This is a genomic window from Moorena sp. SIO3H5 (assembly GCF_010692395.1).
Lineage (GTDB): Bacteria > Cyanobacteriota > Cyanobacteriia > Cyanobacteriales > Coleofasciculaceae > Moorena.
The window spans coordinates 1-2,165 of record NZ_JAAHHS010000691.1; the positions used below are offsets into that span (position 1 = coordinate 1).

Below are 2,165 nucleotides of genomic sequence, written 5' to 3' on the forward strand. Positions count from 1 at the left end.
CTTGTGGGCAGGACGAGCAGCTATAGCAGCTGGGTTGGATGGCACATTGACTGTATTAGCAGCCGTGAAATTAGGATGTCAGCCTAAAGGAACCATGGCTCATGCTTTGGTGATGGCGATCACAGCAGTATCTGGAAGTGAGCACGATGCTTTTACGGCCTTTTATCGCTATTTTCCCAATGCTCCCTTATTAATAGATACCTACGATACTGTAGCAGCCGCTAAGAGTCTGGCTCAACGAATCGCAGCTGGGGAAATCCAAGTGACTGGAGTACGTTTGGATTCTGGGGATTTAGTGACCTTGTCCCAAGAGGTGCGATCGCATTTACCCAATGTCTCAATTTTTGCCAGTGGGGATTTAGACGAGTATGAAATAGCCAGACTCAAACAGGCTGGTGCTTGTATCGACGGTTATGGACTCGGAACTCGCCTAGTCACTGGAAACCCAATCAATGGAGTCTACAAATTAGTAGAAATTGATGGCATTCCCACCATGAAACAGTCCAGTAGCAAAGTTACCTATCCAGGGCGCAAGCAAATCTATCGCCAATTTCACCAAGATACAGTTATCAAAGACCGGCTAGGATTAATGGCTGAATCCTGCCAAGATCATGAACAACCCCTGCTGGAACAAGTGATCAAACAAGGTCAACGACTAAAGCCACCAGAATCTTTAGAGGTTATACAAAAACGCACAGCTGCCTCTGTTGCCAGTCTTGCCACGTCAACGCGACAAATTGATCAGCCAAGCCCACTACCGGTAGAAATTTCTGATGCCCTACAACAGCTCACCATAGCTACCTCCAAAGGGTAAGTTATCACATTAAAAATGCTTTTTAGCAAGGCAAAAGGCAAAAGGCAAAAGGCAAAAGGCAAAAGGCAAAAGGCAAAAGGCACTGAGATATATCTTTTTTATTTGATTTCACTTTAAATGCAGAACAGCTTAAGCTTTTAAAGATTAATCAATAACTTAGATTGAATGTCAACAGCTCTATTCCCTGTTCCGCGTCCCTGTTCCCTAAAAACCGATAACTATGTACTTAATAAAATCGCAAACCGCTAGAACAAATAACTACAAATACCGCCAGCACAGAAGAGAGGTGTAAACTACCAAAATAACTGGAAACGCCACTCTTCCAAACTCCATTAATTTGCTAATCTTAATCTTACCAGACTGAAACCGCGTACTATTCCCAATCACCACCATCAACAACTGTAAGCCATTGAGTACATAAACGATAAAAAAGGCATAGTCGAGAGCCACTACATAGCCAACCCCCTCCGGTAGTCCTTCTATTAAGCTCAGATGGTAAAAGACAATCGCTAGTAGCAAGCCACTTACTGCTTCTACGGACATGTGATCGAAGGGGAGAAACATGAACAGGTATCCCACCACTACAAAAAACATTAGAGGCAAGAGATTCTTGATACTGAAACTGACTAAATCTCGCTTAATTTTAATAACCACATTGAATCGGGAATATTCGATATCTGAATCTGTATCGATAAATCGTCGATTGCCCAAAGTTGAATCGTTAATCACCGTATCCTGGAAAAATGTAGCATCCTCAACACTCCAATCGGTAATCTTATCAAATACTTTAGCTCTTTCCCAATTTTTGAGAACTTTTTCTGTAGTGGTATCTCTCATTCCCACTAAATCAACTACATAAATTAGCTTGTCCCGAGTTAGATTGAGATGTCGAAATCTCGCTGATAGGGTCTGATTATCAAACGGATAATCGTGAAAATCAAACTTTTCATGAAAATCGCCTTTAACCCGGTATACTTTATAATTAATTCCATCCGTTACATCTGTATCTATCGGTTCCTTTAAGGTCAATTTTTCTCCTGAATCTAGCCGCTCAATTCCATAATTTGTGAACTCGATTTGGTCTGCTGGAATATCCCCTTGGTACCTAAACCAAAGATAAAAATCAACCAAATAGGAAGACGTTTTTTCGTCTATGTGACTAATTTCATTGATATCCATACCGGTGTAAACGATATGGGTTTTTACCATATAGTTATTACCAACCTTTACAATTTCACCACTGTCGAGCTGTTCATCCAGATTAGCAACAGCCCGTAAGTCCGGGATTATTTGCAGCTGGCTAAAGGCTGAAATAAACTTTCTTCTATCAAAAACACCCACAAAAAGTGGA

At 41.2% G+C, this 2,165-nt stretch carries 2 pseudogenes; one reads left to right on the forward strand and one right to left on the reverse strand.

Going from position 1 to position 2,165, the window contains the following annotated elements:
• Positions 1-814: pseudogene (locus F6K52_RS35575) on the forward strand (nicotinate phosphoribosyltransferase); the annotation flags it as partial.
• 258 nt (positions 815-1,072) lie between these two features.
• On the opposite strand, the pseudogene F6K52_RS35580 reads toward F6K52_RS35575, so the two are convergent.
• Positions 1,073-2,165: pseudogene (locus F6K52_RS35580) on the reverse strand (hypothetical protein); the annotation flags it as partial.